The organism is Selenihalanaerobacter shriftii (genome assembly GCF_900167185.1).
Lineage (GTDB): Bacteria > Bacillota > Halanaerobiia > Halobacteroidales > Acetohalobiaceae > Selenihalanaerobacter > Selenihalanaerobacter shriftii.
Genome location: NZ_FUWM01000013.1, coordinates 28,014 through 54,203 on the forward strand (window position 1 = coordinate 28,014; position 26,190 = coordinate 54,203).

General features: G+C 32.4%; 18 protein-coding genes. 5 read left to right on the top strand and 13 right to left on the bottom strand.

The annotated features are described in order from the left end of the window. Positions 1–67: 67 nt before the first annotated feature. Positions 68–2,710 carry a cyanophycin synthetase gene (cphA, locus tag B5D41_RS08325; protein WP_078810170.1) on the bottom strand — a complete coding sequence of 881 codons (2,643 nt, stop codon included), beginning with the start codon at positions 2,708–2,710 and terminating at the stop codon, positions 68–70. Positions 2,711–2,827: 117 nt separating this feature from the next. Next, on the bottom strand, positions 2,828–3,658 hold the full coding sequence (locus B5D41_RS08330) for a cyanophycinase (protein ID WP_078810171.1): 831 nt from the start codon (positions 3,656–3,658) through the stop codon (positions 2,828–2,830). A 138-nt stretch (positions 3,659–3,796) separates the two neighbouring features. Between B5D41_RS08330 and B5D41_RS08335 the strand changes: the two genes are divergently transcribed. After that, positions 3,797–4,348: a L,D-transpeptidase family protein gene (locus B5D41_RS08335; protein ID WP_078810172.1), complete on the top strand. Its 552-nt coding sequence runs from the start codon at positions 3,797–3,799 to the stop codon at positions 4,346–4,348. A gap of 171 nt (positions 4,349–4,519) precedes the next feature. Then, positions 4,520–6,187 (top strand): ribonuclease J, encoded by a 1,668-nt coding sequence (locus B5D41_RS08340; protein ID WP_078810173.1) that lies wholly within the window; start codon positions 4,520–4,522, stop codon positions 6,185–6,187. Between the two features lie 3 nt (positions 6,188–6,190). On the opposite strand, the gene B5D41_RS08345 is transcribed toward B5D41_RS08340, so the two are convergent. Continuing rightward, positions 6,191–7,693 carry a DUF3794 and LysM peptidoglycan-binding domain-containing protein gene (locus tag B5D41_RS08345; protein WP_078810174.1) on the bottom strand — a complete coding sequence of 501 codons (1,503 nt, stop codon included), beginning with the start codon at positions 7,691–7,693 and terminating at the stop codon, positions 6,191–6,193. A gap of 131 nt (positions 7,694–7,824) precedes the next feature. Next, on the bottom strand, positions 7,825–9,417 hold the full coding sequence (locus B5D41_RS08350; RefSeq protein WP_078810175.1) for a DUF3794 and LysM peptidoglycan-binding domain-containing protein: 1,593 nt from the start codon (positions 9,415–9,417) through the stop codon (positions 7,825–7,827). Between the two features lie 205 nt (positions 9,418–9,622). On the opposite strand from B5D41_RS08350, the gene B5D41_RS08355 reads away from it, so the two are divergent. Further along, positions 9,623–10,042, top strand: a complete 420-nt coding sequence (locus B5D41_RS08355) for a hypothetical protein (RefSeq protein WP_078810176.1) — start codon at positions 9,623–9,625, stop codon at positions 10,040–10,042. On the opposite strand, the gene B5D41_RS08360 is transcribed toward B5D41_RS08355, so the two are convergent. The 9 genes from B5D41_RS08360 to B5D41_RS08400 form a co-directional block, all read right to left on the bottom strand. Next, entirely contained in the window at positions 10,026–11,786 is a 1,761-nt protein-coding gene (locus B5D41_RS08360; RefSeq protein ID WP_078810177.1) for a DUF3794 domain-containing protein, read from the bottom strand. The two genes, B5D41_RS08355 and B5D41_RS08360, sit on opposite strands and share 17 nt — an antisense overlap. Before the next feature lie 118 nt (positions 11,787–11,904). Beyond that, positions 11,905–12,711: a GvpL/GvpF family gas vesicle protein gene (locus tag B5D41_RS08365; protein ID WP_078810178.1), complete on the bottom strand. Its 807-nt coding sequence runs from the start codon at positions 12,709–12,711 to the stop codon at positions 11,905–11,907. Between the two features lie 161 nt (positions 12,712–12,872). After that, positions 12,873–14,237 carry a DUF3794 domain-containing protein gene (locus B5D41_RS08370; RefSeq protein ID WP_078810179.1) on the bottom strand — a complete coding sequence of 455 codons (1,365 nt, stop codon included), beginning with the start codon at positions 14,235–14,237 and terminating at the stop codon, positions 12,873–12,875. Between the two features lie 366 nt (positions 14,238–14,603). Continuing rightward, complete coding sequence (locus tag B5D41_RS08375; RefSeq protein ID WP_078810180.1) at positions 14,604–14,819, bottom strand: hypothetical protein; 216 nt, start codon at positions 14,817–14,819, stop codon at positions 14,604–14,606. Positions 14,820–14,944: 125 nt separating this feature from the next. After that, positions 14,945–17,302 carry a DUF3794 domain-containing protein gene (locus B5D41_RS08380; protein ID WP_078810181.1) on the bottom strand — a complete coding sequence of 786 codons (2,358 nt, stop codon included), beginning with the start codon at positions 17,300–17,302 and terminating at the stop codon, positions 14,945–14,947. Positions 17,303–17,467: 165 nt separating this feature from the next. Continuing rightward, positions 17,468–18,013 carry an SPOCS domain-containing protein gene (locus tag B5D41_RS08385; RefSeq protein WP_078810182.1) on the bottom strand — a complete coding sequence of 182 codons (546 nt, stop codon included), beginning with the start codon at positions 18,011–18,013 and terminating at the stop codon, positions 17,468–17,470. Positions 18,014–18,420: 407 nt separating this feature from the next. Next, positions 18,421–19,311, bottom strand: coding sequence for a LysM peptidoglycan-binding domain-containing protein (locus B5D41_RS08390; protein ID WP_078810183.1), 891 nt, complete (start codon positions 19,309–19,311; stop codon positions 18,421–18,423). Between the two features lie 136 nt (positions 19,312–19,447). Next, positions 19,448–20,920 carry a peptidoglycan-binding protein gene (locus B5D41_RS08395; RefSeq protein ID WP_078810184.1) on the bottom strand — a complete coding sequence of 491 codons (1,473 nt, stop codon included), beginning with the start codon at positions 20,918–20,920 and terminating at the stop codon, positions 19,448–19,450. Positions 20,921–20,976: 56 nt separating this feature from the next. Further along, entirely contained in the window at positions 20,977–21,759 is a 783-nt protein-coding gene (locus B5D41_RS08400; RefSeq protein ID WP_078810185.1) for a CAP domain-containing protein, read from the bottom strand. Positions 21,760–22,154: 395 nt separating this feature from the next. Here B5D41_RS08400 and B5D41_RS08405 point away from each other — a divergent pair, with 395 nt between their 5' ends. Then, the gene (locus B5D41_RS08405) at positions 22,155–22,931 is read left to right on the top strand and encodes a helix-turn-helix domain-containing protein (protein ID WP_078810186.1); all 777 of its coding nucleotides are present in this window, start codon (positions 22,155–22,157) and stop codon (positions 22,929–22,931) included. A gap of 527 nt (positions 22,932–23,458) precedes the next feature. Then, entirely contained in the window at positions 23,459–26,170 is a 2,712-nt protein-coding gene (locus B5D41_RS08410) for an FAD-binding and (Fe-S)-binding domain-containing protein (protein ID WP_078810187.1), read from the top strand. Positions 26,171–26,190 lie beyond the last annotated feature (20 nt).

The window sequence follows — 26,190 nt, forward strand, 5'->3', positions numbered from 1 at the left end:
TTATCACTGATACCTAGATAATATTAACGTATTTCCATTAAGCTAATCACAATTCCTTCTTAGCTAACTACTCGGTCACTAAAATTTCTGCTAACTTTTTTTCCTTAAGTTTTAACTCTGTTTGTATTAAATCTAATAAACCTGCTGGATCTTTTTCATAGAATATAATTAATAATTGACCAGGTTCTATCTCATTAAGGGCTTGCTTTACAGCCTCTATTTCTGATAAAACAATCTCTATTTCTAACTTATCTTCTGCATTATTTACACCTGAAGCCAATAATTCAGCTACTTCACCTTCTTTTCTTCCTCGCAAATCTTGATCTTCTTTAATAATTACTTTTTGTAAATACTCTCCAGATATCTTTCCAATCTCTAATATAGACTCATCCTTACGATCACCAGGGACTCCTATTACTCCAATTACTTTTTCTGCCTCTAATTCTCTAGCAACTTCTAAAGTTGCTTGATACCCTGCTAAATTATGGCCATAATCTAATATTACTTTTACACCTGCTATTTCTACAATATTTAACCGTCCTAAGTTTTGTTGATGATTACCCCCAAAATTATTTAAAACATTTTTAATTAACTTCACATCTATTCCAAAATCAAAAGCAATAGCTGTAGCAAATAAAATATTCTCTACCATATGTTTAGCTATCCCTTTATAAGTAGCAGGTATTTCTCTTATATCTTCTACTTCGATCTCCTTTTGATTATGATTAATTATTATTCTATTATCCTTAACATATATCCCAGTTCCACCTTGCGCTAAATGTTTTCTAAGAATGAAATTATTTTCCTGGCTAGATATATATATAATATTTTGAACATTACTTCTCGAAGATAATTTAACTACCTCTTGATCATCAGCATTTAAAATAGCAGTTCCTTCATCATTAACCCTTTCAATAACTAATGACTTAACATCTGCTAAATCTTCTAAGTCTTCTACACCTCCCTGACCTAAATGATCAGATGAAATATTAGTTATTACCCCAATATCACTTTCGTCATAGCCTAACCCTGCTCTTAATATACCGCCTCGAGCTGTTTCTAAAACTGCTACTTCTACATCTGAATCTTTTAGTACAAATTGAGCACTTATAGGACCAGTTGTATCACCTTTTAAAAGACGCTTCTGATTGATATAAATACCATCGGTAGTAGTCATTCCTACTTGATAATCAGCTTGTTGTAAAATAAGACTAACTAATCTAGTAACTGTTGTCTTGCCATTTGTTCCCGTAATAGAAATAATAGGAATCCTACCGGAGTTACCTGCAGGAAATAACATATCTACAATAGCTCCTGCTACATCATGAGACTTTCCTATAGTTGGATAATGATGCATTCTAATACCTGGAGCTGCATTTACCTCAATAATAGCTCCTCTCCCATTATTTAACGGTTGACTAATATCTGGTGTTATTAAATCAATACCTGCTATATCTAATCCAATCACTTTAGCTGCCCGAATAGCTAGCTGTTTATTAACCGGATGTATCTCATCTGTTTTATCAATAGCAGTACCTCCTGTACTTAAGTTACCTGTTTCTCTTAAAAATACTTGTTCTCCTCTTGAAATAACTGAATCTAGGTGATAATCTTGCTTAGCCAATAAAAATAAAACTGCTTCATCAACTCTAATCCTAGTCAAAGGTGAACTATGACCTTCACCTCTTAAAGGGTCTTTATTCACCTCTTGAATTAGTTCTAAGATTGTCGCTTCACCATCTCCTACAATATGAGCAGGAATCCTTTGAGCCACTGCTACAACTTCTCCATTAATTACTAACACCCGATAATCATTGCCTGAAATCATCTTTTCAACCATAACTTCTTGACTATAACTTTGAGCTAATTTAAAACCATTCATTACATCATAATCTGTTTTAATATTAAGACTGATTCCTTTACCTTGATTAGAATTGTAAGGTTTAGTAACAATCTTACCTTCTAAATTTCTTGCTATCTCCAATGCTTCTTTTTCAGTAGTAGCCATGTCTCCTTTAGCTACTGGTACTCCCATATCTTTTAATAACTCTTTAGCCAAATTTTTGTTGCATGCTATATCTACTCCAACACAAGAAGTAATCTGACTAATAGTAGCTTGAATTCTTTTTTGTTCTATACCATAACCTAACTGGACCAAACTGTTTCTCTTTCCTAATCTTATAGTCGGAATATTACGTTTATGAGCTGCATCTACTATCGCTTGAGTGCTTGGTCCTAAACTAGCCTTAACATCCTCTTTATTTAACCCTTCAATAATCTCTTCCATACTTACCTCCTGACCATTGATAATAGATTTTACTATTTTATATGCCTCTTTCCCAGCCAAAATAGCTGGGGCATAACTTTGATATTCATATATTATATTGTAAATACCAGAAACTTCACTTTCTCTAGTGCAACCATAATTAACTTTATGACCTATAAGGTTTAATAACTCTATAGCCACATGCTCTACTACATGTCCAAAATAAGTACCTTCTTTTAACCTAATTAAAAAACCACCTGGCTGCCCTAATGCACAATAATGCTCTTTTAAAGTAGGTATTAATGTTATTAATTTAGAATTAAATCTTTCTACCTCTTTACTTTCCACTTTATCTAAATCTTCTAAATCTAATTTAACTCTAATTGCTGGGTAATAAGTATAAATATTAGGTCCTATTAATTTGGAAATTTCTATTAGTCTCATCTCCAACCACCTCTATAACTAGCTAATATGATTAATTTCTAAACTTACTTTATTTATTCTATCCATTTATTAAAAATCATATACTCTTTGACCCATTGAGCGATATATGTTTTGCTTTTAGATATTCTCTAAGTCGTCTTCTTGTGGTATCATTACTTGTTTAGATTTAAGATCATATTCATATCCAGCTGGTATAACATGCAACTTAACATCTAAAAGACCTAAAGGTTGATTAGATTCCAATTCAGAAACATTTGTATGAGAAATCTGACTTCCATCTACAATAGTTGCAGTTTGGCTACCTATTACTCGAAATCGACCGGTTGAATTAACTAAAATAGCTGTATCCTCATCAATTCCTATCCCTAACATATAAGGATTTTGAGCAATAGCTAATAATAATCTACCAATCCTACCTCTTTGAGCAAAATGTTGATCTATAATCACTTCTTCTAACAAGCCCATGCCTGGTGCCATCTTTAAAGTACATTTTTTAGGAGTATCATCGCTTTCTCCTTTTACAATCATAGTGCCACTCATAACTGCTGCTCCAGCACTAGTACCAGCAATCAATTTCCCTTGACGATATATTTGATGAAGAGCACCAAATACTTTTGAACCTCCTAAAAGGCTAGTAATCCTTAATTGATCTCCACCAGTAAAGAAGACCCCTGCAGAATTCTTAATTTTGTTGACAATTTCTGTATCATCCGCCTTATCTCTTGACTCAATATTAATTGCTTCAACTTCTTTTAACCCTAGATTCATAAAGATTTCTTGATACTCTTTGCCTACTTCTTCAGGAAAACGAGTAGCTGTTGTTAAAATAATTAATTTACTAAGCTTATGATCCAACAATTCAACTACCTTGTTTAATATCTGACATTCCCCTTTCTTATCTTCAGCACCACCTATAATTAACAATCTGCCTCTTATCTTTTCATTCATTCATTCCCCTCCATTCTATTATCTAAACTTTATTTTAAACATAATTATAAAAATTATAACGTTCTATTATTTAGTACATATAATATTATATGTACTAATAGATTGTTTTTTATAAATTTACATATTTTCTAATAGGAGGTGAATAATATTAATAATAAAAAGATTATTATCAATACAAAACAACATTATTTAGAACTATATGAAGATGATAAATTAATTGGGCATTACCCCGTTGCAGTTGGAAAGAATTCAACCCCTACTCCTACTGGTAATTTTGAAGTATTGCTTAAACGAATAAATCCTGGTGGAGTTTTAGGATCAAGATGGATCCAATTCACTTGGAAAACACATGGAATACATGGAACTAATCAACCATGGCTAATAGGGCAATCAGTCTCTCATGGCTGTGTCCGAATGTTTAATAAAGATGTAGAAGAAGTTTATGCTCAAGTTCAAGTTGGGACACCAATTCAGATTATCTCAAGTGTAAAATCCATTAATCCTAAAGATAATTCACAAATTAATCCACAACCTGATTCTAATCACATTATTTATACAGTAAAGTCAGGAGATACTTTATATAAAATATCTACAAATTATAACATTTCAATTTCACAATTGGTCGAATTAAATCAGATTAAAGACCCTAATATGATCTATCCGGGCCAAAAGTTGAAAATTCCTAAATAAAACAAATTATTCACAAAGATTTGTTAACAATTTTGTGGATTGTTCTGTGGATAGTGTGGATAACTTCTGTAATTGTTCATTTTATAGGATTATAATTGTGTATAATTTCTGAGTTACTACTTGTGGACAAACTGTGGATAGTGTGGATAAAGTGAAAGAGGTGCATTCAAGATGACAAAAAATAATGAAAGAGTAAGTATCATACAGTTAGGTGGTAAAGGAGTTATTGGCAATAATTTAATCTTAATAGAATACTCTGATGAAATCTTAGTTTTAGATGCAGGTATTATGTTTCCAACTGATGAGATGCCTGGTGTTGATTTAGTAATCCCAGATATGACTTATTTAAAAGAAAATCGAGATAAGGTGAAAGCATTATTACTCAGTCATGGACATCTGGACCATATTGGAGCAATACCTTATCTTCTATCAGAAATCTCTCTCCCTATTTACGGTACTAAATTAACTATAGAATTCGTTAAGAATAAATTAAAAGAAAAAAATCTACTTAAAACAACAAAAATTAATATTATTAAACCTAGAGATAAAGTTGAATTAGGGAACTTCGAAGCTGAATTTATTAATGTTAATCATAGTATTCCTGACGCCGTAGCTATATCTCTCAATACTCCTGCTGGTAAAATTCTTTACACAGGAGATTTTAAAATTGACCAAACTCCAATTAACGATGAAATTACTGATTTCTACAAATTAGCTGAATTAGGTGAAGAAGGTTTATTAGCTTTAATGTCTGATAGTACTAATGCTGAACGTAGCGGTTATACAGATTCAGAAAGTACTGTAGGTAAGGCCTTAGAAGATAAGTTTATGGAGGCTGAGGGTAGGATTATTGTTGCTACCTTCTCTTCTCATATTCACCGAATTCAACAAGTAATTACTGCTGCTAAAAAGACAAATCGAAAGATAGCGGTAACTGGAAGGAGTATGGTTAATTCTATAGAAATTGCAAAAAGATTAAATTATATTGATTTACCACCTAATATGCTAATGGAATTGCGAAAAATTAAGAATTTAAATCCTAACGAAGTGGTTATCCTAATGACTGGCAGTCAAGGAGAACCTATGGCTGCTTTAACTAGAATCTCCCGCGGTGACCACAGACATATCCAAATTAACCAGAATGATACTATCTTTATCTCTGCTACCCCTATTCCTGGCAACGAATTATCAGTCAGCAATACTATTAATCAACTTTTGGAAAAAGGGGCTGAAGTGTCTTATGGTAATGAATTAGATGTTCATGTCTCTGGACACGCTCAACAAGAGGAACTAAAATTGATGTTAAATTTAACTAAACCTAAATACTTTATCCCTGTTCATGGTGAATATAGACATTTATATCACCATGGTAGAATAGCTAAGAAATTAAAGATCCCAGAAGAAAATATCTTTATTATTCCTAATGGTGTCAAATTAGAACTTTCAGCTAAAGAAGCTAAAGTAACAGATGAAGTGCAATCAGGTCGAATATTAGTTGATGGTTTAGGAGTTGGAGATGTCGGTAACGTTGTGCTTAATGACCGTAAAACTTTAGCTAAAGATGGTATGGTAATTATAATGATTACTATTGAAGGCGAGACCGGCAAGGTAATAGCCGGTCCCGACATAATCTCTAGAGGTTTTATCCATATGAGAACCTCCCAAAAGCTATTAGCTGAGATTAAAAAAGAAGTTTCTAAAACTCTTGAAAAAATCTCAAAAGAAAATATTACTGAATGGTCTCAAATAAAGTATAAAATCAGAAATAAATTAAATGATTTCCTATACCATAAATTAAAGAGAAACCCTATGATCTTACCATTAATTATGGAAATTTAAATTTTAATCAGGAATAATTAATCTTTGACCAACACTTAATTGATCTGGATTAACAATATCATTAACTGCAACAAGTTCAGCTATTGGTACTCCAAATCTTTGTGAAATCTTATAGAGAGTGTCTCCAGACTTAACAATATAAACTTGCCCTTCAGATGAATGTTCAGTTGGAGCTGGAGGTCTCTCTGTAGTAATTCCTCTAACCACTGACACTTCTACTACAGCAGTGACTAAAACCTCAATACTTAATAATACCTTTACTCTAATTCTATTTGGATCTAAAACCTCTCCTTCGGCTCTAACTATTCTAACTTCTGGATATACTTTGATCCTTTCTGCACCTCTTGGAATTGAAACGGGAATAAATTCATCAAAAAACAAGGTGTCTCCTACAAAAAAGACCGGTTGATCAGGTTGATTAGCCACATATAAAACATTCACATCTACATCCCCGGAAATAAATACTCCTTCTGAATCGGCGTCAACTTCTATAGATTGATTAGAAAGATCTGCAGTGACTCTTACTACTCTACTAGCCCCTGGATCTGGAACTTCTATTGTGTCTTGAACTTGAACCCTAGTCTGCTTCCTAGCTACAATCCTTTCGACTAAGATAACATCACGTCTAGGGAAAAATTCTCCATCTATATCTATTGGTAATTCTATCTGGCCTCTATCTAAGACTAATACTTTAATTTCGACCTCATAATTAATTTTTAAAGTTTTTGGATCGACTACTCTATAATCTTGATCTATAATATCTAATTCAACAAAAGCTTTCATTCCACGTCTAGCACCTTGAATTTTAATCCTTTCAGTAAATGGAGTAGTAATATTTAGACTCCTAGTACCACCTTGAGTAGTTCGATATAGAATCTGACTTCTTATTTCTGCTTGTACTTCAACTTGATTTTTACTAACACGAGTATTGATTAATCTAATTATACTCTGAATATTTATTATTCGTTCAATTCCTGGTTGATTAGCTGATAATTCTACTAATCTATCTACTTCTCTAGTCACTCTTCGCTCACCTACTACTTCATCAACATCAAATCGGTCTCTAATGATTTTAATTTCATCATCATCAAAAAGCTCAATTTCATCTATTTCAATAAAATTTATTCTACCTACCACTACTACTGTTAATCTTAATGTATGAGGGTTTACAATCACAATCTCTGCACCTTGAACAAAAAGTGCAGGGTCTATTTCTGCAATCCTACTTGGTAAATCTGTCTCAATTACTCGACTAAAGCTTAATCTTTTTTCAATAGTTTCAATATCCGATAAATCATCTTCTGGAACATATAGAATCGTAATCCTTAAGATTCCATTAATCTGAACTCCACTATCTACAAGTTCTGCTTCTATATTTTCCAACCTTACATTAGTCTCTAAAACTCTTTTTACTCCTGGACGATTTTGAGGTAATATGATTTCTCTTACAAACCTTTCTCGTACTTGTTCTCTAAGCAATAAATTATCAACGGCTATATTGTCCATAATATCCCCCCTTTAATAACATACTTTATATATTTTATGCTTAAATAAAGATAATGTGAAAGTTATAAAATATTAAAACACCTATCAGTTAATTAACTGATAGGTGTTAATACAAATTATACAAAACTATATTATCCTTTAGGTTTTATTATACCCTTAGGAATACATAATTTCTGGCCAACATCAATCTGATCAGGATTTGGAATATCATTTGCCTCTACAATAGCGTCTACAGTAGTATTATAACGCTTAGCAATCTTATATAACGTATCCCCCGGCTGCACAACATAAACTACATATGACGGTGGACACTCAGTAACTGGAGATACAACCACTAAATCTGTTACAATCTCTAACTGTCTAAACTGAACAACTTTAACAAATTTACGTAAAGCAATAACTAATTCTATAGTTCTCTGGTTTAATAAACTAGATCTAACTCTCTTTATGGAAACATTAGCATAAGCATTCATCCCATCTTCGGCACCAGTAACTTGCACAAAATTATCAAAATCAATAATATCTTCTACAAAGTGAACAGGCTGCTGTGGTGCATCAGGGTCTTCAAGATCAGCTACATAAAGCGCTGTACCCTCAATTTCACCTTCAACCATCACTCCTCCTTCTTCTACTGTACTATCTATATCTAATACCATAGCGTTAGCCTCTAGAACCTGTTCTACATCTGGTTTAGTTGGTGGTATATTAATATTATCAGTTATTGTTTCAGACATAGTATTTTCACCAATTACTTCTTCTACTCTCAGTAGCTCCCTTTCAACTTCTACTCTATCACTTTCAACATCGACGACAACAGTCACCTGAACCGGTTCAGTAACCTTAACAAAAACTTCTAAGACTACCTCTACTTTGAGTGTATCTTCATCTATTGCTTCAGCTGTCACTCTCTTAACCGTTACATCAGCAAATGCTGACATGTCATCTACCATAGCTCCTGGAATATCTATTACCTTAGAGAAATCTATTGCTCCTTCTACAAAATGTACTGGTTGGTCACCTTCAGCTGTATCACCTACATAAACTACACCAACATCAATATCTCCCTCTACTATAACTGCATCTTCAGTAATTGTAACCTCAGGGTTATCTTCAACCTCTGCCTGTGCTCTAAGAACTCGTTCTATCGGCGGCTTCTGTGGTGGAACATCTATTTCTCCTTTGACAACCGATTTAACTGTATTTTCACCTACTACATCATTTAATCTTAGTAACTCTTCTTCAACAATACCATCTTCTAAACCTAAAACCTCAGTAATTACTGTAACCTGTCTAAATTCTACTACTTTGACAAACTTCTTAATAGTAACTGTCACTCTCACTGTTCTTTCATCAATTAAATCATAACTTGTTCTAATAACTCTTACATCAGTTATAACATGCATGCCTGCTTCAGAACCTGGAATATCAACAAAGTTATCAAAAGTTATTATTCCTTCAAAAAAATGTACTGGCTGTTGTGGTTCTTCAGGGTCTTCAATGTCAGCTACATAAAGTACGCCTACCTCTATCTCCCCGGTTAAATCTACACCTCCATCTTCAATTAAAGTATCTACTTCATTAGCTTCAGCAGTTACTTCTAGTACTCTTTCGATATCAGGTTTAGGATCTGGAACTACTAACTCTTCAGTAACGGATTCTCTAACTGTATCTTCTCCTATTACATATTCTACCCTAACGGTTTCTTCTTTAAAATTAATTGCCATCTCTTTGTCCTCCTTTCAAAATATACTTAAACCTTTCAATTATACTATATGCATCCAAAACTCAAATGTGTACAATTTCTCTTATGAATTTTTTTCCAAATAACACTTTTTAGTCACATTCTTCTTTATTTATCATAAAATAAATTAGTGATATACATTTAAATAGTATATTAATTAAATTTATAAATTTGTGGAGGTGACTTAAATGCCCTTTGGATATTCAAAAAAAATCTTTCCTCATCCAGCAGTAGAATATATCCCTATTCATTTTCGAAATATAAAGATAACCAAAGATTGGAATTATCCTTTTCAATCAAATGAATCAAAAATATATGTATTCTCTAATCTGAAAAAAGCAGTAGAAATAATTGATAAGTATCATATTCCTACTTCAAGAATTGATCAATTACAAGATGATGAACTCTTACTTATCACTTTTAATAGTCAAATAGAAGATATTAAATATCGAGGATATAAAGTAACTATGATTACTTCGTCTAATAGAAATCCTGTACATATATTTAAAATTAAAACAACTTACTTTTATAAAGAACGACTATATTTCGCCATTTATAACCAAACAGGTAAGGAACTAGCTACAAAGCATTTCACTTTGAAGAATTAATTTTCTTAACTAATATTGGTAGTTGTACTCTTTCTAATATTTTATAATTACAATCTAATACTGTTTTTAATATTAGTTTTTCACCTGAATCATTCAGTTCATAATCAATATATTTCAACTTTGAGGCTAATTCTATATTAGCCTCTTTATTATTTATTTTTGTAGTAAATAATTGATAAACATCTTCTATACTAGTTATCTCTTGTTCAACATTATTCTGGTCTATAAAATTAATGAAATATTTTAACTTACAACTAAATAAGAAGCTATCAGCTAACAATTTAGACTTTGATTTAAGAATTTGGATCTTGACTTCCTTAATTTGTTTGGCATATCTAGTTAAATAATTTTCTGATGGCACTAAGACTTCCTCATGATCTACTTTTAAAACTCTATCTACTAAAAAGTAATCCCAAGTACTCTGTTTTAAACCTTTATACTGGTTAGTTACTGCCTGAATAATTAATTCCCTGTTCAGTCCTCCTATGAATTTAAGGAAGACTTTTATATACAATTCACCCTTCGTCAAATTTGCTTGTAGATCACTTACAGATAATTGGTAGTCCAATTCTAACCCCTTCTTAGCTCCTTTTAAATTTAGTAATTTATAAAAATTAGAATTAAAAGTTTTAATCTTTTCTTGTCCATTTTGATCTATATAGAATAATTCATAAAGTAGTTGTCCACTAATAATTATCTTATCAGTCACTAATTCTGTTTTAGAGGCAGTTACTTCTCCTTTGATTTCTATTAATTTTTGATATGGTTCTGTCATCCCCAATTCTTCTTCTAACATCCACTCTTCCTCTAAATTATTTATTTCTTCTTTAGCTTTAATCAGTTCTCCGTATTGTCCAGTAGGATTGATATAAAGACTAACTTCCACTGCTTGTAAAGCAGTAATACTAACTTGAATTACCATTACTAACTTCAATTTGCCATTTTCTTCAGCAAATTCTAAATCTTTAACTTTACTCTGAATCTGTAATTCAGCATCTAATCCAATATTCTTAAAAGAAATAGTCTCTTTAAAACTTTTATTAACTTCTAAATACTTTACTTCTCCTCGCTTAGTCAAAGCTAATACCTGATAACAGATTATACCACTAATTAAAACTTTTTTATTAATCGCTTCTCCATTAACATTAATCAATTTTGTATTTAAATCAAAAACCTTTTCTACTTCATCTCTTAAGTCTAATTCTTGTCTAATTAAAATTTTAGCAACTTCTTCAGCTAATACCTTATTTAAAATTAAACGCCGAGCTTTTAAATAATTAGATTGCTTAATAGAGGAAGCATCTAATGAATTAATATTTTTAACCTTTAAACTGGAGGGTTCTAATTCAAAGATTATTAACTTTAGTTCAAATTCTATATCAGCGGCTAGGATTTGTTCTTTATCATTATTATCTTTAAGTTTATATTTAAATTGCTTTATTTCTAAATCCAATTTATAATCTAGATCTAAACTCAAATTAGAAATATCTAAAAAATATTTAAAAGTAGGTTTTTCAATTTTAGTTTCTTTAGCATTTGCTTTTGACTGATAGATGACTTTTTCTGTTAACTCACCTTCTATTAATAGTTTATCTTGGCAGCACATCGAATTAAATTTTTTTAATTTAATTACAAAGTCTTGTACTTGAAGAAGTGATTCTGGCAAGTTAATTTCTTCTGTGATTTGAAATGTATACTCTCGTTTAGTGTGAGTTACATTATCTATTTTCCCTCCTTGCTTCATGATCTCTACCCCCAGCCTTATTAAACTTTATGCTAAAACTCTACTAAAAATAACTAAAATTAAAAACCTCTTAAATATTCCTTTAAATATCTAAGAGGATTAAGTATCTTATTTTTAATTAAGAATCATTAAATTCCAGATGAGAAAAGTTATAAGGCGGCCAAGGTCCTGAATAGTAAAAATAGAAGCCAAAACCAGAATATTTATCTTCTAATTCTTTTAATCTAAATATAAAACTAGATAGATCATCTTTCTTAACTAAATAAACAGAGTTTAAAATCATAGGCTTATCATCATCTATTATCTCTACTTCTAATAATTCATTTAATTGAGATTTAGTTGCTATAGTTGCCAGTGATTCATAAATCTCTTCCATTACTTCTAATGCTTTATCTTCTAATCTATTATCTAATTCCATCTCTAACCTTCGTTTTAAAAAATTAGCTGTCTCTTCATTACTATTATGTAATCGCTCCTCAATCTTTTTTACTTCTGAGCTTAAATTAACTAGGTTATCTCTTAACTCTAAAAAATCACAATATAACTTTAACCCCCATTCTTCATGACCTTTAATCACTTTAAATGTCTTTTTAATTTCTGGTAATGATCGGTGAATAGACTTTTTTAAAGTAGTCTCTTCTTCAAATATAGTCCCAAAAATAATAGGTATTACTGATGTCCACTCCATAGCCTCTTCTACAATCATTTCATGACGATTAGCTTTTTCATATAACCATTCTAAATTTCTAATTTTTCTCTCTAATTCCCGTTGACTAAAATCATTTAATGAAATCTTACTAACTAAGATTCCTACTTCTTGATAGGGAATTACATATGGTTGATGCAAACCATCTATACCTAATAAATTAATTTTAAATTCTTTTGGAGAATTTAAAATACAATAAAGATACAGCCCATCACTCATTGCCAATTTCCTCCTAAATTATAGAACTTATCTACTATCTTCAATACAAAGTTTAAATATGACTCATATGTATCATATTCATAAAATCCTTTCTCTATTACTATTTAGTCTAATGAATGAAATAGCAGGTATCTTATCTAAGACACCTGCTATTTATTCTTTTAATCGTCTCCATTATCATTATTATTTTCATTATCCCTATCATAATTAACGTCACATTTTGGAGTAGGAACTATGGCTTCATTAGCTGGCGTAGAAACTATAGCAATTTGACGAACAGCCGGCGGATCCTGAAATGCTTTTACAAAGACTTCTAATACTACTTTTTGAGTTAATTCTTCTCCGGTTTCATTTAAGATTGGTTTGACAAACTCTACATCAATATCTACAAGGGCACCGGTATTATCTGGAGAAGCACCTGGTAGATCAAGGAACGTACTGAAAGGTACATCCTCTCTTTGATGATATTCTACATTATCCTGGCCAATGAAGTATATCTGCTTATGAATAACTCCCTGCACAATAACTTTATCGCTGACTACCTGAGTCTCTATATCTATTATACTTACATCTATATCCTTAACCTTAATAGCAGGAATATCTAAAGCAGCGGTGCTTTCTTGTAAAACTTGTTTAGTATTTTCATTAATTACTTCAGGTAACCTAACTAATTTACCGTTATTATCTAAATTAACCTGTAATTGAACTTCTTCGGTTACCTTGACAAAGAAATTAATAACTGTCTTTTGCAATAATTCTACTCCCGCTTCATCTAACTCTTTCTTAATATATTCAATCTTAGGATGAACCTGCACATTCATACCTGGCTGTGCTCCTGGTAAGTCTATAAAATGACTAAAAGGCACATTCTCTTCACGATGATACTCCACATTATCCTGCCCAACAAAGAATATCTGTTTATGTAAAGTTCCTTGAATAATTACTTTATTATCGATTACTTCTGTACTCACATCCTGTAATTCGGCTACGATATCAATTATTTTAATAGCCGGAATATCTAACTGAAAAGTGGTTTCAACCATGCTCTGGCTATCATTTTCACCAATAACTCTATCTACCACAACTAATGGACCATTACCAACCTCTACAAATAACTGCTGAATCTCTTCGGCCAATACATCAATAGAAATAATCACTTTTTGATGTAAAATGTTACCTCCTGCTAATAATTCAACCTTAATATCTTCAATAATAGGGTTTAACTCTACTTCCATACCTGGTTGTGCACCAGGAACATCAGCAAAAAGACTAAATGGAAGATCCTCTGCTTGGTGTTGAACTACATTATCTTGTGTAACATAAAAAATTTGTTTATGTACAACACCTTGGATAATAACTTTATTTCTAATTACCTCGCAACTAAGATCAGTAATATAGGCATCTATATGTCTAATCTTTTGAGCTGGAAAATCTAACTCAAGGTCACTGACTAGCATTTCCTGTACATTACCTTCTCCAACCAAAACCGGAAGCTTAAGTAACTCAATTCCAGTTGCCTCAATCATATTTACCCTCCTCTAATATTAAAATAAACATTTAACCTTAAAACCAACACCACCATTTGACTACTCACATAAGTGTTTATAATTCCTATCCTCTTAAATTAGAAGCAGACTAGTTCTGTACTTCTTATACTGAGAAAGTTTAATCTCGCCTGATCACTCCCTCCTATTAATATAAATTCATTCTTCTTTATTAAAATTGTCTATATTTACCCTAACAAAATTTAATTTCCTTTCTTTACATAGTATGATAAGGATTAAAAAAGTGTGAATAAAAAATTAACCGAGATAGGAATTTTTTTCCTTATCTCGGTTTCGCTAACCTTAGCGACTATTTAATTATGCCAACTGTAAACGGTTTAGGGCTAATCACTCATTCTCTGGTGGATCAGCAAAGAGAGTAACATACTTTTGCTCCCAACGCTCTACCTTTTCATCATCTACTTGCACAAAAGGGGAGCTTCTTTTAAAGCTATAATAATTTTTAGCAAAATCTAAATTTTCAATTGTAAGCTGAACATAATTTATCAATAAAAAAGTCATTAGTACTACCCCTATAGCAATACCTAACAATATCTCGAACATTTAGATTCCTCCTCCCAAACCTCTATCTTTACCCGTATTATATTCTATTAGAAACTATGTTGTGAATAAATTCAACCGGAATAAGTAATATTTAACTTATCCCGGTCATATTATTTAATAGAAGATTAAATTACATCAATTACAACTTCAACAGGTATTGGACCTTGACCATCACCTACTACATCTAATATAACTTCTTCTGTTATAATTTCATCAATGAATTGCTCTCCTCCAATTACATCAGTTACTACTGTCAACTCTACAGTCTCTGTCACCTTAACAAAAACTTCAAGAACTATTGTTTGGGTCAATTGGTCTCCAGTTTCATTTAATACAAATGAGATATCATCAACTCGAGGATGAACCTGAATATTTAAGTCCATGTCAGGCTCTAACTCTATATTAGGATTGATTTCTGTAATATCTACTGTAACAGTAAATGGAATCTGTTCAGTTGTTGTTATTTCATCACCATTAGTTGCATAGGTAATTTCTTTAATAATAGTACCGTTTACAGTAACTTGATCATCTTCACCTGCAAAATCTAACTCAAATGTGACATCTTCAATTGTAGCTGCAATATCGATTATTTCAGTAGCAGCTGGAGTTAAATCAATGGTATTCTGTAATTCTGGAAATGCTACCCCCTCTGCTAATACTTGTTGAGTAATAACTTCTATAGTCTCAGTTGTGACCATACCTGCAGCTTCTCCAGTACCTATTACATCTGTAACTACTTCTAACTGTCTACTGGTTCCGGCAGTAACTGTTGCTTCTACAGTAACAGCTTGAAATAATGTGCAACCGTCGTCTCTTAACTGAAAGCTAATATTTTCAACAACAGCATCTGCTTCTATATCATCAGTAGGGTCTACATCTGGGAATGGTACTATTACTTGAAAACCTACTTCTTCAGTTAAATTTCTAGTCATACTACCATCAAAATACTGAACTTGTTTCTCTACTATACCTTCTACTAGAAATTCACCATCTATATTTGCAAAGTTTAAAGTTTCAGGAATTACTTCACCAGTAACTGAATTTACTACCTCAGCATCTGGGCATAATTCAATCTCCTGTTCAACTAACACTTGTTCAGAAGCTGATTCACCAGTGATTTCTTTAATTAATACTCTATCAACCTCCACTCCTGCGACAGGTGGTTGTGGTGGTGTTGGCGGTGACGGCGGTTGTACTATTATTTGTTTAGTACCTTCACTAATTACTTGCCTAGTTTTGATTAATGGTCCATCTCCATCGGTAGCCACACTAACTTGTTCTTCCTCAGTTACAGTAACTATTAATCTAACAACCACCTTTTCATGTACAGTTGTCTGATCATCCATTAATTCTACTTGGGCAAGTTCTACTTCAGTTTCTACAGTAGCATCCATACCTGGTTGTGCTCCTGGAACATCTACAAAAGTGCTAAATGGTACTTCTTCTGCTTGATGATGCTCTACCCCATCATCTAAACCTACAAAGAAGATCTGCTTATCAATCACCCCTTGTATGATTACTTTATCAGGAATTACAGTAATATCTAAATCTTGTAATACAGTATCTACTTGCGAAACCTTTAGAGCAGGTAGATTTAAAGTAACGTCTCTAACATCCATTGTCTGAGTTTCATTAGTATTAATGATTCTATCTAGCTTTAATAAGAAACCTTCCGGCTCCGAAGCTACATTAATTTGTTGAGTTTCTGTAGCCTTAACAAAGAATTCTATTATTACATCCTGAGATAGTATTGTTCCATCAGGACTTAAGCTTCGCTGAACATCTTCAATTGTTGGGTGAACCTGGACATTTGAATCCTCAGTCACTCCTGGGATATCAACGAAAGTACTAAAATCTATATTTTCAGCTTGGTGATAATTAACATCATCTTGACCAACAAAGAATATCTGTTTATGAAGTGTTCCTTGAATAATTACCTTATCTTGAATCACTTCAGTCTGTAAATCTCTAATTTCAGCAGCTACCTCTGTAATTTTTTGTGCTGGAATTTGAAGTTCAAAATCGTTGGAAACTATTTCTTGTGTTGTTCCCTCACCAATTACTGTTTCTAATACATATGGACCTAAGTTTCCTTCTTCTAACTGTATCTGAATGAAGTCTGTTATCTTTACAAAGACTTCTAAAACAACTTTTTGATGCAGTTCTGTACCGTCTGCTGAAAGTTCAAAGCTAATGTGTTCAATCATAGTATGAATCTGTGCTTCCATTCCTGGCTCAGCCCCAGGTACATCTATAAAAGTACTGAAGTTTAAATCTTCTGCTCGATGATATACTACATCATCAACTCCTACAAAAAATATCTGTTTATGAATTACACCTTGAATAATTATTTTATCTTCGATTACCTCATAGGTTACATCTCGTACTTCAGCATCAATATTTCTAATCTTTTGAGCTGGTACTGGTAAATCAATCTGTTGAACAGTAGCTCTTTTTACTTTATGGCTATTATCAATTGCCATTAAAATCCCTCCTTTACTTATATTTTAAATTCATTTTATTCAATTTTAGATAGAATGTATCTTTCATTCTCAGATGGGTAAATCTCGATTCTAGAGTTAAATGCAGGTGCTAAATAAACAGCACCTGCCACCTAAATTAATGATGGTTCTATTCTGATAGGTACTCTAACAATCTCTTCCTGAGAATCTGAATACACCGTCTCGTCCGTTAACAAAGACATCCATTTGCTCCCAACGAGACACTTTAACTAATATCCTAGCTAAGGCTTTTACATGTACTGTGTCAAATAAACCATCACAATCCATATCCATTGGAGTAGCATCAGCATCTAATTCTAAAATATAATTCTGAATATCTAAAGTAGTATCTTCAGCATCCTGTACAGGTACTCTTACTTGACCATTAATCTTAATACCAGGTACTATACCTCCAATTTCTACCTCCTCTTCAAATGGAAGTGCAACAGTTGCATGATACATTACTCCATCTGAACCTTTAAAGATTATATTAACAATAAGATCTCCCTGCTTAACTACCTTATTTCTGAAGATATGCTCAGTAACATTATCTACTTCTAATAGAACATCAGCTATTGCTACAGCTTCAACATTCCCTGGAGTTACTGCTGTAAGATCTACTCTAGCTCCTTCTACTATCTGCATTATCTCTTCTCCAATTACTCGTAAATTCTTTAAGTGACTTGTATACATAAAAATCCCTCCTTCTATTTTTTATGATCCTTTTAACCTAAGTTAGCTAACTTCATTACCATACTAAACAACTTAGACCTACTTCTCCTCCTTCCTATCCAGTAATTTATTATATTATATGAAAGATAGTTAAAAGTGTGTGTGTACTACTTCTTAAATTTGATTATTCTTTTAATCTCTTTAGGAGCTAAGCTATTCTTCTTTCCATCAGATTTACTCTTCTTGTTATTGTTATTTCTCTTCTCAGCCATTATTAGCCCCCCTTATATCCATTCTACTATTTTATAATATTCAGATTATAAAATTATGTGATTTTAATTTAATAATTCTTATCTCTGCACTATACTTAAAATAAAAAGGTATGCAGGAATTATCCTACATACCTTTGAAGGAAGATACAATTTTAACTAAAAACTAATTCTGATTCTATCAGTATCTAAAACCAACCCATCAGTTGCAAACTCTAATTCATAATTTCCTGTTTCATCAAACTGATCTTTTGGTACTGTAATTAAATGATAGCCTCTTCTTTTACGCTCTACTTCTACTCTAATACTCATATCGTCAAGGGTTAATTCTTCAATATCATATTCAATTCCTCCAATAACTATATTCTCTGTAAAATCAACATCTGGTACTGGAATATCGAATTGGGCTAATCTTCTCCTTAATTGTGTTCTAGTAGTTGCTCCAAAGAATCTATCTTCAATTGAACCTCTATAGTTAACTGTATTATTTCTATCAATAGTTTCAAAGTCTAATTCTCCAGCTCCTGGCCCTGGACAAGGAACAATTAATATTCTACCTGGGAATATTAAATCTGGATTTCTGATACTATTAAAGAATACTAGATCATTGACAGTTGTGTTAAATCTTTGAGCTATTTCAAATAAGGTATCTCCTGATTCCACTGTATATTCAAAGAAACAATCTGGTGGTGGTGGTAGAAGAATTGGTAAATTAATTACCAAACCTGCTTGAATTTCATCTGGATCTTCGATATCTGGATTTAGCCTTAATAGAGTAGCCACAGTTGTATTATACTCTTGAGCAAGTATAAATAACGTTTCTCCTGATTGCACAACATGTTGAGCCAACCTAACATCTGGAACTGGAGGTTCTTCCAGTTCTTCTATTAATTCATTTAATCTATCAATCTGATTCATCTGACATTCTATTAATTGATCAATCATATCATTTAAATCAGGATCTGTAACTTGAGAATCTAATTCTCTGTATAAAGATAGAAGTCTTCTTTCTCGGCTGAGAATTTCTCTAGCTGTTGATAATCCATCCACTACTTTAACCTCCTTTATCATGTTTTATGATATATGTATATGTATAAGTTTTTATTTCGTTCTTCATATATTAAAATCTATAAACAACAAAAAGAGACGGCAAATGCCGTCCCTTTATTCTAAATCTTAAATTAAATTAAAACTCATCCATAAATAGTTGGGTAAACATCTTTCCATAAGGACCTCCATCAACAATTCCAATTCCTACCTCAGTATATCCAGACTTCAAGATATTACGACGATGTCCATCACTATTCATTAATGCTTTATGAGCTTTCGTCACTGATGAATTTCCTGCTAAATTCTCACCCGCTGTTCTATAATTAATTCCGGCTGATTTAAGCATAGCAAATGGAGAACCGTAAGTTGGAGATTTATGACCAAAATAATTATTTTGAATCATATCTCTACTTTTTTTACGAGCTAATTTTACTAATCTCATATCAAACTTTAAAGGATCTAATCCTCGCTTAGCTCGCTCTTCATTAACTAAATTTAACATCTGTCTTTCCTCAGCAGTTACCTGACTTACTTCAGGTGTTGTTGGTTGTGGAGTAGGCTCTGGTGTTGTTCCACCTACATTAGAATCTTGATCATTATTAGGTGTGTCATTACTTGGTACATCTAGACGACCAGACTTAGACTTTAATAGATTCCAAGTAGCTTCATCTACATCTCCTGTTGCTCTTAAGTCATTATCTCTTTGGAATTCTTTAACTGCTCGCTTAGTCATATAAGCAAAGTAACCTTCAATTGAACCCGGGTCATAACCTAATTTCTCTAATCTTGCTTGTAGCTCATCTACTTTATCTCCTCTATCTCTATACTCTACGATAATCTTTGTGCTGCTTCCTGTTTCATTCCCTGTATTACTATCTTGATTTGAATTATCAGTTTGATCTGTATTATTGTTATCATTAGAATTATCATTTGTCGGTGGCTGTTCTGGAGTAGAATCATTATCAGAACCATTACTTGGTGTGTCTACTTGACCAGACTTAGATTTTAATAGATTCCAAGTAACTTCATCTACATCTCCTGTTGCACTTAAGTCATTATCTCTTTGAAATTCTTTAACTGCTCTCTTAGTCATATAAGCAAAGTAGCCTTTAATTGAACCTGGATCATAACCTAATTTCTCTAATCTTGCTTGTAGTTTGTCTACTTTATCTCCTCTATCTCTATATTCTACGATAATCTTTGTACTATCTCCAGCTTCATTTCCTAGATTATCATCTTGGTTTGAATTATCATTCTGATCTGTACTATTATCATTGTTATTGTTAGAATTATCACTTGGAGGTGTCTGCTTTGAACTATCTCCAACTAATAAATCCCATGTCTGTTGGTCTACTTCACCAGTTGCTCTTAAATCATTATTTTCTTGAAAAGCTCTTACAGCCTTTTTAGTAAGATAACCAAAGTAACTATTTACTGGTCCTGGATTATATCCTTCATCTTTTAAAGTTTGTTGTAAAGTTGTTACCTTCTCTCCATGCATCCTGTACTCAAGAATTGTAGCAGCTTCTGCTTGTACTAAAGGTACAGATGTCACCAATAAAGCCAATACTAAAATTGTAGCTAATTTAGTAGTAAATTTCCTCGACATAAATAATCCCCTTTCTGAATTTAATTAGATTATATAATATTCCAATAAGTCCTTGACTAATTTACGTCTATAAATTCTTGAGAAAACATTATTCCATAAGGTCCTCCATCAATAATTCCGATTCCAACATGGGTAAAACGAGGACGTAAAATATTCTCTCTATGCCCTTCACTATTCATTAATGCTTGATGGGCTTGTTCTACTGTTGATGCTCCAGCAATATTCTCTCCAGCAAAAGTATAATTAATATTAAGTGCTTGCATCATATCAAATGGAGAGCCATACGTTGGAGATTGATGGGCAAAATAATTATTCTCTATCATATCTTGACTCTTAGCTCTAGCCACCTTTACTAATTCCAAATCAGCTTGTAAAGGTTGTAACCCTCGTTTAGTTCTTTCTTGATTTAACAGATTCAACATCTTCTGTTCAGCAACTGTTAAACCATTCACTTGCATCTCTGTCCAATCAGTATTAGATCCATCAGTAGTCGGCGGTTCCTCCTCAACAATATCTACTGAATCATTATTAGTAGGCTGGGGCGTCTTAGTTGTTGGCTGAGGCTCTTGTTGCGTAGGTGAATCTTGATCATTCAAATTAGTATTATCATTAGATCCTGTTGATGGAACTGGACTAGAGTCATCATCGTCATCAATCAACTTATTTAAAAGGAATAACATACCTAATCCTTTTAAAATTGAATAAACTCCATCATTATTTAATTGTAGACTATCTAAACCAGCAAAAGCATAAGCATTGCTTGTCCAAAATATCCCAACAAAACTTGGTACCAATAGGAAGATAATTAATAATGCAGCTATAAATCTTCTTCCTTTCATAATTAATTCTCACACCTTCTTTATAAAATTTGTATTGCCTCTCCCTTACATAAGTTAGTTCCAATTATAGCATAGATATTTTTGAATGTTGAATGTAAGTTCTAGCAAATCCACAACATTGTGGTTTATTCCACAATGTTATCCACAGATACTTACACATATAGAGGGTTATTCACATGGTTATCCACATTGTCCACAGGTTTTCCAGAGGATTTGTGGATAAGTTGAGCATTTTCTACATCTCCTTACTAAATGTAATCTCTACATTTAATTATAAAATTTAACACTCATTATTTAAGAGACCTATAGTACATGATTTGACAGATGTAGGAAGTCATGCTACCATATATAATATATAGTGGATAAATATAAACTTTAAGGAGTTGCATACATAAATGACTTTAGGTAAAAGAATTAGAGACTTTCGTAAAGAACGAGGTCTAACATTAAAAGAGTTATCTAAACAGATAGGTATCTCCTACTCATTCTTAAGTGCTATTGAACGTAATATTAAAAAACCTTCTTTAACTACTATAAAACAAGTTGCTGATACTTTAAATATACCTATTACTTATCTATTTAGTGATGAATCCGAAGGACAAAGAGTAGGTGATAAGCTTAAATTAATTAGAGAAGGTCGTGGTCTTTCACTGGCAGAAATGGCTAGTTTAACTGATATTGACAAAGAAGAATTAATTAAAATTGAAGATAATGAAGCACAACCAGATTTAGACACCATGGAAGTCCTAGCTAATGCTCTTGATGTAACTGTTAGATATTTTTTAGGCAAAAGTACTGACCAATTACAAGTAGGAAAACGAATCAAAAAAGTACGTGAAACTCGAGGAATGACAGTTACCGCATTAGCTGAAAAATCTAATCTTTCTTCAGGATTGATTAGTCAAATAGAAAATCAGCAAACTTTACCTTCAGTAGAATCTCTAGAAAACATAGCTGAAACTTTAGGAACTTCAATCTGTTACTTTCTATTAGAACAAGAAGATATAGAAGATTTATTATCTTCTTTATCACCAGAAGTAAGACAGATGCTAGGTGATCCTCGCATTCAAAGTGTTCTAAGGGCTGTACGTGATTTTAATAAAGGTGAACTAAAATACATCTTAAATCATATTCAATTCTTTAGAAGAAATCGAGATATGCTATTAGAATAGAGCAAATGGATCAATATCTAATTGATATTGGTTCTTTTTTACCCTGCTTTTTTAACAATAGTACAAAATAATTTCACTAAAAAGAAGGAATAAACATATTATTCTTGAAATATCAATATATAACTATTAATTCATTTGACTAATAGTTTATATTATTTATTATCATTTTTATATATAGAACAATTATGTTTAACATTAATCAATAACTACTCAATCTAAACCAGAAAGGAGGAAATCGTTACTAACCAATTAGTAGAACATAATATTAAATGTCTACTCAATTTTGCTCCTATTCGTTTAGAAGTTCCTAATGATGTATATTTATATTTTTTAAGACCCTTTTTATATATAGAGAAATTTAATTTTATGATGAATGGAACCCCCTTATATCAAGAATTGAATATTCTCTATATCTATATTTTTGGACTTTTGTTTACATATAGAGAAATTAGCTTTTACTATGACCTTGAATAGTAACTACTAGGTATGTAAGATTTGACTTTTTAAAATAATAAGGAGGTTTTAAAATGTTAACAAGTGATGTTAAGAATAATCTTGAATCTATTTTCAATGACAGAGTAAAGTTTGACCAAATTGAAAGAGTCGTATATAGCCATGATATGGGCACACTCCCTGATGCCATTGAGGCTATTATTGATTCTATTCCAGATGGAGTAGTACAGCCTCAAACTATTGAAGAGGTTCAACAGATTGTAAAGCTAGCCCAAACAAAAGATATCCCTTTAATTCCTAGAGGTGCAGGCACTAGTGGTTACGGTGGAGCTATTCCTACTAAGAAAGGAATCGTAGTAGACTTCACTAGAATGCAAAGGATTATAAATGTAGATAACGAAGGTAAAACTGTTACAGTAGAAGCTGGCGTCTTATGGCAGGAGCTAGAAGATTATCTGTATCAACACGACCTTGCTTTAAGGCTATATCCTACTAGTGCTCCTGGAGCTACTGTTGGTGGTTGGATTGCTGAAGGTGGTTCTGGAATCGGAAGTTACGAATATGGGTTTATTAAAGATAATATAATTTCCTTAAAAGTAGTTACACCTCAAGGAGAAATTAAAGAATTTTCAGGAGATAAATTAGACCTAGTCTGCTCCTTAGAAGGAATTACTGGTTTCATTGTAGAGGCTACTATCAAAGTACGAGAAAAGGTTAATAACTACCCTATGGTAGGAACCTTTGGTACCATTGAAGATTTAGCAAATGCTATTATGGATATTCAAGAAGCAGATATCCCTCTTTGGACTTTAAATCTGGCTACTTCTGAACATATTGCTTGGAAACAAAAAGCTGCAAATGAATATTTGGTTCCTGAAAAGTATATGGGTACCTTTGTACTTCCAGATAATATCGCTGATGAATATAAAGAGGAATTATCAGAAATCATTGAAGATAATAATGGTTCCTTATTAAATGAAGAGCTCTCATTTAAAGAATGGGAAGAAAGATTCTACCCTATGAGCTTTAAAAAACTAGGCCCTTCTTTAGTTGCCAGTGAATCCATTGTACCTTTAGAAAATTTAGCTGAATTTATTAATAGAGTTAAGAAAAAGTATGGTGAAGAAGTTGCTCTAGAAGGATTCATGGTCGGGCCTGATAAAGTTACTTTATTAAGTTTTGTTCTCTCTGATGAACGAAAGAAAGTTATGTTCCCATTAGCTTATACCTCCTCTTTAGTTATCATGGATGAAGCTAAAAAATTAGGAGGAGAAAACTATTCTATCGGTCTTTACTTTACCGCTGAAGCAGAAGAATTTTACGGCAAAAAACGATTAAATGAAGTCTGGGATTATAAACAGACAGTAGATCCTAATGGCATCTTTAACCCCGGTAAAATTATCCCAGGTACACTAGATAAAAATTCTCCAGTCAAATTATTAAAGACAGCTATGAAGACTGCTAAACTTGGTACTTTCATTTATGGTATGGCCGGTAAATTATTCGTTAAAAATAAACCTAAAGATTTTGAAGGGTATGATATTCCTGCAGATATGGCTAAAGACACCTTTGGCTGTGCTCAATGTGGATTCTGTCGTTCAGTATGTACTGTCTTTGCTGCTGATCCTTGGGAAAGTAATTCACCACGAGGTAAATGGTTCCTCTTGCAGCAACATATTAAAGGTAAGATTAACTTAGATGAAGATGTAGCTCATAAATTATTCCACTGTACTACTTGTAAACGTTGTGATGAAATCTGCCAAACTAATATTCATTTAGTACATCACTGGTTAGCTATCCGCCCTATTCTATATCAAGATAAAGGCTATGAAATTTCTAGCTTAGATATATTACGAGATAACGTAATGAATGAAGAAAACTTCTGGGCTATCGATAATACAAACCGTGGAGCTTGGATGGCCGATGATGTAGAATATAAAGATGAAGGTAAAGTTGCTTACTGGGCCGGTTGTTGGGCCTCTTATGTTATGGATGATATGGCTCATAATGTAACTAAAGTATTAAATGAAGTTGATGAAGACTTTGTATACTTTGGTGAAGATGAAACCTGTTGTGGACTCTATCTCGGTCTAGGTGGCTATTATGATGAATTAGGAGCCAAAATCAAATCAAATATTGAATTATTTAAAGAACGAGGTGTAGAAAAATTAATCTTATCTTGTCCAGGCTGCTTCGCCTCATTTAATGACTTCTATCCTGAATTCGCAGAAATGTTAGGATTAGAATGGGATATAGAAACTCAACACGTCACAGACTATATGGCGGAAAAGATAGAAAACGGTGAATTAGAGATGACTCATGAAATCCCTAAAACGATCACCTATCACGACTCCTGTCACTTAGGTCGTTGGAGTAATCTTTATGAAGAACCTAGAACTATTTTAGAAGCAATCCCTGGTAGTGAATATAAGGATATGAAACATAATCGGGAAGATGGATTATGTTGTGGGTTAGTAGCCGGTTTTACAGATTTAGATGCAGTTCAATACTCTGGGGTTAAACGAGTCAGAGAAGCTGAAGAAATCAATGCGGATATCTGTGTAACTGCTTGTGCTGGCTGCGGATCACAAATATATAATACAGCCCATGCTTTAAACTCAGATGTAGATGTTATAGATATCAGTGCCATGGTCTGTAAAGCGCTGGGAATTGAACCTAAAGAATCAGGAGATAACATCCTAATTTTCATGGAAAAAGCCGTAGAATTATTAAAGACTAGTAAAGTTATTAAAAAACCAGCAGAAAAACAGGCTGTCAATAAATAATCATTATATTCATCTTTTTA